The following is a 6,564-nucleotide window of genomic DNA, read 5'->3' as shown; positions in this document are numbered from 1 at the left end:
TTTACGAACATAGTCTTTCCCCAAAGAGACCTTGATTTTCTAAGGAAATTATATCAGGAAAGACAACAGAATACAACAAGGAAACAATTTAGAAAAAGGCACAAAAATAAGAGCCCGTGCGGCTTTACGGGCTCTCAAAAAGTTAGTTTGCTTTAAAAGTCAGGTTTTAGGCGTCAGCGTGAGCACAGTACGCCGCTGGTGCCGTGAGGGGCGTCTGAAAGAACTTTGCGCACGGCAGGCAACCATCGCCACTTTGCTCACTCAGATTACAAGCACCTGCTCAATGACGCAAACGGCAAAGCCCGCCGAAAAAATAGGTTATGCCAGCGTAAGCGGCCATGATCAGAAAGCGGATCTTGAAACACAGGCGCAGCGCCTCAGAGATACGGATGCGATGAGGTCATCACGGGCCTTGGTTACGGGCTTAACTGCCGCAAGCCGGGATTAAAGCGTCTAATGAGTGCACTGCTTTCCGATGAGGTTGAAACGCTTGTTCTCACACACGAAAACCGCGTTTCGGAACTGAACTCATCTTTGCCATCTGCCGTCGGCAGGCGGCACAGGTTGTAATTTTGGATGCCGCAAGGGAAGAAGCCTTTGAAACGGAACTTGTGCGTAACGTCATCACACTGATGACTGTGTTCTCTGCGCGGTTGTACGTTTCGCGGATCCCGCCACTGACAGCTACGATCTGAAGGCTGAGCAATCAGCGCTTGCGAGGCTCAAACAAGTCTCAGGGAACGCCGGATCGATAGTGCAGTACAAACCAGCGAATTGGCAAGACGAAGCAGTCCTTCGCCGGAACCGACGGATCGAGCTGATGAAGCCCGTACCCGTAGAGCGGTTGCGTTTTAAATGTTCCTGTGGTGCAGGGGACGCCCGGGCAGACAAGGCCTCAAAAACCTTGCCTGTTACGGGAAAGCCTGCACCTTGTCAGGAAACCCCGCGCTTTCAAGCGCGGGTTGTTTAGCACTTGGTTGCGCGGCTATATCCGGGAACGACTGGAGTTTTACTGCAGACGTTACGGAGTGACTTTAGTAAGCGTCAATCCGGCGTATACCTCGACCACGTGCCCTCACTGCGGCTGCGTTGACAAACGCAACCGCCACGGGGACTCGTTTAAGTGCACATATTGCGGCTGGTCGGGGCACTCGGACAGGGTTGCTGCTGCGAACCTGGTATCACGGGACGGCGATGAAAAGCTCGCCCGAAAGCTCGGCAGGCAGTATGTGAAGGCCGAGCTTGAAGCCAGGTTCCGTCGCCGCTTGGAGGAGCCCTCGGGCTCTACCGTTCACGGCAGGACTTCGGCCGGACCGCAAGGCCCGGGATGCTCAGACACAGTCCCCGCCATTCACACGGGACAGCAGTTCGGCTGTGTCGGGACGAAGAGCGAATAATAGGTTCAGATGTGAGCAAACCGACTTTTACACAGGTTTGATAGAACGGTTCTGAGGGCACTTCTACCCGCTTAAGCCCATCCTGTGGATAACTTTGTGGAGAGTTTTCCACCGGCGCCGAAGCACCGGTAACCGTGTAAAACAAAGAGGCGTGTTTTCCGAAGCGCTAAGAAAATTAATTTTCTTTATTTTCAATCTATTGAAACGAATTCAATAGAAAAATAAAGGCCGCTGCCGAATCTTTTACGGCAGCGGTCTTTGACTTTCTTCCTGTGGATAACTCTGTGGAATCAGCTGTTGAATTAATGACGGCCGCGTGAATAACTGTGCACTTCATCCACAAGAATACGGACGGCTTCGGGATCCGTAAACTGACTGATGCCGTGGCCGAGATTAAAGACATGACCGCCTTTTCCGACCGGCCCGTAAGCGTCAATAACGCGGCGGGCTTCCCGGCGGATTGCCTCTTCACCGGCAAAAAGCACCATCGGATCCATATTGCCCTGCAAAGCCACCTGATCCTTCACACGGCTGCGGGCCGTCGTGAGATTGACGCACCAGTCCACACCCACACAGTCCGCACCGCAGGCCGCAAGATCTTCAAGCCAGTTGCCGCATCCCTTGGTGAAAACAATGACCGGCACTTTCTCGCCCTCATTTTCACGCTTCAGCGCGCGGATCACGTCGGCCATGTACTTCAGAGAAAATTCCTGGTAAACACCGTCGGCCAGCGCGCCGCCCCAGGTATCAAAAATCTGAACAGCCTGAGCGCCCGCCTCGATCTGCGCGTTAAGGTATGCCGCCACTGATGCAGCATTGACTTCCAGAATGCGCTTGAGAAGGTCCGGACGCGTGTAGAGCATCTTCTTAATGGTGGAGAAATCCTTGGAGGATCCGCCCTCAACCATGTAGCAGGCAAGCGTAAAGGGCGAGCCCGAAAAACCGATCAGAGGAATCTTATTGTTCAGGGTTTTGCGGATCAGGCTCACAGCATCGGTCACATACTTCAGTTTCTCACAGGGATCCGGCACAAAAAGTTTGGCCACCGCTTCTTCGGTCTGAACCGGATGGTCAAACACAGGGCCTTCGCCGGCCACAAAATGCAGGCCGAGCCCCATGGCATCCGGTACGGTCAGAATGTCCGAAAAAAGAATCGCCGCATCGAGCCCGAATCTTTCCACCGGCTGCAGCGTTACCTCACAAGCCCCTTCAGGCGACTGCGCCAGTGCCATGAAACTGCCGAGCCTGGCACGCGTTGCGTTGTATTCGGGCAGGTACCTTCCCGCCTGACGCATCAGCCACAATGGGGTATATTCAGTGTGTTCACGTTTTAAAGTACGCAGAAAAGTATCGTTGCTCGGTTTCATGAGTTCTAAAAAGCAGAGGGAAATTACACAGACCGGGAAAACGGGGAATACAGCCTCCCCCGCGGGCCCCGTTTGGCTCAGTACCGGTGAGGACGGCTGCATTTTAGCGGTTCACGCCCAACCGGGCGCCAAACGCAATGCCGTCGCGGGCATCTACAACGACAGACTCAAAATTGCTCTGTCCGCACCTCCGGTGGACGGCAAAGCCAACGCCATGCTGATCCGCTTCATTGCTGAAACAGCCGGTGTACCGAAGTCTGCCGTTGCTGTCATCAGCGGCGAGACCTCACGCACAAAGCGCGTCCGCATCCGGGGGCTAAGTTCCGCTGACGCGGCAGCCGCCTTCAGTCCAAAAAACGCTTAACGGATCACAAGCACGGGACGGTCGGCCTGCGCGAGAACCTTCTGGGTTTCTGAGCCCAGGATCAGGCTGCCCAACGTTCCCAGGCCACGGCTTGCCATCACAATAAAGCGGGCGTCATGACGGTCCGCCACATTGAGAATACCGTCAGCCACCGACTCACAGTGCTCCGCCACGAGTTCATACGGAATTTCAGCGGCTTCAGCGAGGTTTTTCACCGCAGCAAGTCTCTCCTGCACGGCTTTGTCCTCATGTTCAAGACCGTGCACTGTGTTGGGCTTGGATAAAACCGCGGTCATTCCGACCACCGGCAGATGCAGTGCCTTGGCAATTTCCACGGCCGATTCAATGCCTTTGTGCGAAAGATCGCTGCCGTCGGTACAGACCTGAACAACATCCTTGAGCATGCTCAATACCCCTTTTTTAATCTCTTAAAGTACTAAAGCCGCGTCCGCCTCATTGAGTGCTCCGGGCTTTTCTGACCATAACGGCAACGGAGTCCGGCCCCTTCTGCCGCCCTATCTTTCCATGCTACTGCAAAACTTGTCACCGGGCAAAAAAAGACGTCCTCAGCTTCTGCCGGGACGTCTTTCGGAAAGTCGTTACCGCAAACTCGTTTCTCAGTGACGGAGTTTTCTGATGTAGGCAAGCTGTGCCGCCAAGGCGGACATCGTGGCTTCGAGCTTGGCGATTTCAACATTGCTCTTCGCCTGCTCTCTGGCCTGCTTGGCTTCTTCGAGAGCCTTCTTGGCCTTAGCCTCATCAAGATCCTTGCTGCGGACAGCCGTGTCAGCAAGCACCGTCACGCGATCGGGCTGCACTTCAAGAATGCCGCCGGCAACAAACACGTCTTCTTCCTGACCTTCTTCCGTCTTGATGCGGACGGCACCGGGACGAATACGGGTAATCAGAGGAACGTGTCCGGGCAGAATACCGAGCTCACCTTCCTGACCGGGCAGAGCCACAAAGCTCGCCTTACCGGAGAAGATGGCCTCTTCCGCACTGACGACATCAACAAAAATCGTGGACATATGTTGCTCCGTGTAATCGGCAATCAAGTGTGGCTGCCGGGGGCAGCTCACCGCTGCACCCCCGCAACCGACTTATTACTTGATCGTCTTGGCCTTTTCAAAGGCTTCGTCGATCGTGCCGACCATGTAGAAGGCCTGTTCGGGCAATGCATCGCATTCGCCGTCAACAATCATCTTGAAGCCACGGATCGTTTCCTTCAGCGGCACATACTTACCCGGCGTACCCGTGAACACTTCGGCCACGTGGAAAGGCTGGGAGAGGAAGCGCTGAATCTTACGGGCGCGGGTCACGGCGAGCTTGTCTTCCGGAGACAGTTCATCCATACCGAGAATGGCGATGATGTCGCGCAGTTCCTTGTACTTCTGAAGCGTTTCCTGAACACGGCGGGCCGTGTTGTAGTGTTCTTCACCGATGATGTTGGGGTCAACCTGACGGCTGGTGGAATCGAGCGGATCCACAGCGGGGTAAATACCCAGAGCAGCAATATCACGGCTCAGAACGATGGTGGCGTCCAAGTGGCTGAACGTGGTGGCCGGAGACGGGTCAGTCAAGTCGTCAGCAGGCACGTACACGGCCTGAATCGACGTAATGGAACCGGTCTTCGTGGAAGCAATACGTTCCTGCAGCTTACCCATTTCTTCTGCCAGCGTCGGCTGATAACCCACAGCTGACGGCATACGGCCGAGCAGAGCGGACACTTCCGTACCGGCAAGGGTATAACGGTAGATGTTGTCAATGAAGAGCAGGATATCGCGGCCTTCGTCACGGAAGGCTTCAGCCATCGTCAAGCCCGTCAGAGCAACGCGCAGACGGTTGCCCGGGGGTTCGTTCATCTGACCGAACACCATGGCGACCTTGTCGAGCACCTTGGACTCTTCCATTTCATGGTAGAAGTCGTTGCCTTCACGGGTACGTTCACCGACACCGGCAAACACGGAATAACCGCCGTAAGCCTTAGCGATGTTGTTGATGAGTTCCATCATGTTGACGGTCTTGCCGACACCGGCGCCGCCGAACAGACCGACCTTGCCGCCCTTGGCAAACGGGCAGATAAGGTCAATAACCTTAATGCCGGTTTCCAGCAGGTCAACAGCCGGGCTCAGTTCGTCGAACTTCGGAGCTGCACGGTGAATCGTACGGCGTTCATCTTCGCCGATGGGGCCGCAGTCATCGATCGGGCGGCCCAGCACGTCCATAATACGGCCGAGAGTCTTGTGACCGACAGGAACAGAAATACCTGCGCCGGTGGACTTCACTTTCATGCCGCGCTGCAGACCGTCAGAAGAGCCCATGGCAATGGTACGAACCACGCCGTCGCCCAGCTGCTGCTGCACTTCGAAAGTCAGGCCTGCCTCGGCCAGGGTATTGGACTTGTCCTCTTCCAGGACAAGTGCGTCGTAAACCTTCGGCATGTCGTCGCGGGGGAATTCGATATCCACCACAGCGCCGATAACCTGAACGATTTGTCCGATACTCATGGGGTAATCCTCGGTATTCAAATCTTTTAGGACACCGCAGCGGCACCACCGACAATTTCGGTGATTTCTTTTGTAATGCCGGCCTGACGGGTCTTGTTGTAGACGAGCTGCAGATCATCAATGAGTTTCTTCGCGTTGTCCGAAGCCGCCTTCATGGCGACCATACGGGCAGACTGCTCAGAAGCCATATTTTCAGCAACCGCCTGATAAATTAAAGCTTCGACGTAGCGCTTGAGCAACTCGTCGAGCACAGTTTGCGCATCCGGTTCGTAGATGTAATCCCACGAGTATTGACGCGGTTCTTCACCAATCGTACTGAGCTTATCCGTTGTGAGCGGCAGAAGCTGCTCGACCACCGGAACCTGCTTCATCGCATTGACAAACTGCGTGTAAGCAAGATAAACGGCATCGACCTTACCCTGAGCATACGCATCCAGCTGGACGCGGATGGCACCGAGCAGTTTTTCCAGATTCGGACGATCACCGAGCTGTACGACCTGACTCATCACTTCGAGACCGAGGTGACCGCTGAAAGCGACAGCCTTGCTGCCGATAGCAGTCACCACGAGGTTTTCACCCTTCTCGTGAAGTTCCTGAGACTTATGAAGCACGAGGCGCTGAACGTTGGTGTTGAGCGCGCCCGCCAGACCCTTATCCGTAGCAACAATGATGATTGCCGACGTACCGGTCTGTTCCTTGTGCTTGACGAGGAAGGGATGCGTGTAGCTGCTCGAAGAAGCCGCCAAGTGCGCAATGATATTGCGAATCTTGTCAGCGTACGGACGAGCCTGACGCATCCGATCCTGTGCCTTGCGCATCTTCGAGGCCGCAACCATTTCCATCGCCTTGGTGATCTTGCGCGTGTTTTGCACGCTCTTGATCTTTCCGCGAATTTCCTTTGTACTAGGCATGTGGTCCTCTCAAACTGA

At 55.0% G+C, this 6,564-nt stretch carries 7 protein-coding genes; 2 read left to right on the top strand and 5 right to left on the bottom strand.

Annotation, left to right across the window (positions count from 1 at the left end; translation table 11 throughout):
• Positions 1-863 precede the first annotated feature (863 nt).
• The gene (locus tag BQ7486_RS12435; protein ID WP_084765505.1) at positions 864-1,397 is read left to right on the top strand and encodes a zinc ribbon domain-containing protein; all 534 of its coding nucleotides are present in this window, start codon (positions 864-866) and stop codon (positions 1,395-1,397) included.
• 302 nt (positions 1,398-1,699) lie between these two features.
• Here the strand turns inward: BQ7486_RS12435 and hemE are convergent, their stop codons facing one another.
• Positions 1,700-2,764 carry a uroporphyrinogen decarboxylase gene (gene hemE / locus BQ7486_RS00335; RefSeq protein WP_074008543.1) on the bottom strand — a complete coding sequence of 355 codons (1,065 nt, stop codon included), beginning with the start codon at positions 2,762-2,764 and terminating at the stop codon, positions 1,700-1,702.
• Between hemE and BQ7486_RS00330 the strand changes: the two genes are divergently transcribed.
• Entirely contained in the window at positions 2,763-3,128 is a 366-nt protein-coding gene (locus tag BQ7486_RS00330; RefSeq protein WP_084765504.1) for a DUF167 domain-containing protein, read from the top strand. The two genes, hemE and BQ7486_RS00330, sit on opposite strands and share 2 nt — an antisense overlap.
• On the opposite strand, the gene BQ7486_RS00325 is transcribed toward BQ7486_RS00330, so the two are convergent.
• The 4 genes from BQ7486_RS00325 to atpG form a co-directional block, all read right to left on the bottom strand.
• The gene (locus BQ7486_RS00325) at positions 3,125-3,532 is read right to left on the bottom strand and encodes a universal stress protein (RefSeq protein WP_022372757.1); all 408 of its coding nucleotides are present in this window, start codon (positions 3,530-3,532) and stop codon (positions 3,125-3,127) included. The genes BQ7486_RS00330 and BQ7486_RS00325 overlap by 4 nt on opposite strands.
• A gap of 213 nt (positions 3,533-3,745) precedes the next feature.
• Positions 3,746-4,156 (bottom strand): F0F1 ATP synthase subunit epsilon, encoded by a 411-nt coding sequence (locus tag BQ7486_RS00320; protein WP_022372756.1) that lies wholly within the window; start codon positions 4,154-4,156, stop codon positions 3,746-3,748.
• Positions 4,157-4,231: 75 nt separating this feature from the next.
• Positions 4,232-5,635, bottom strand: a complete 1,404-nt coding sequence (gene atpD, locus BQ7486_RS00315; RefSeq protein WP_022372755.1) for a F0F1 ATP synthase subunit beta — start codon at positions 5,633-5,635, stop codon at positions 4,232-4,234.
• A 26-nt stretch (positions 5,636-5,661) separates the two neighbouring features.
• The gene (atpG, locus tag BQ7486_RS00310; RefSeq protein ID WP_022372754.1) at positions 5,662-6,546 is read right to left on the bottom strand and encodes a F0F1 ATP synthase subunit gamma; all 885 of its coding nucleotides are present in this window, start codon (positions 6,544-6,546) and stop codon (positions 5,662-5,664) included.
• Between the last annotated feature and the right edge of the window lie 18 nt (positions 6,547-6,564).

Origin of the sequence: Duodenibacillus massiliensis (assembly GCF_900128485.1) — a bacterium.
Taxonomy (GTDB): Bacteria; Pseudomonadota; Gammaproteobacteria; order Burkholderiales; family Burkholderiaceae_F; genus Duodenibacillus; species Duodenibacillus massiliensis.
Note: the sequence above shows the minus strand (reverse complement) of the source record. Positions and strands in the feature narration are given on the sequence as shown.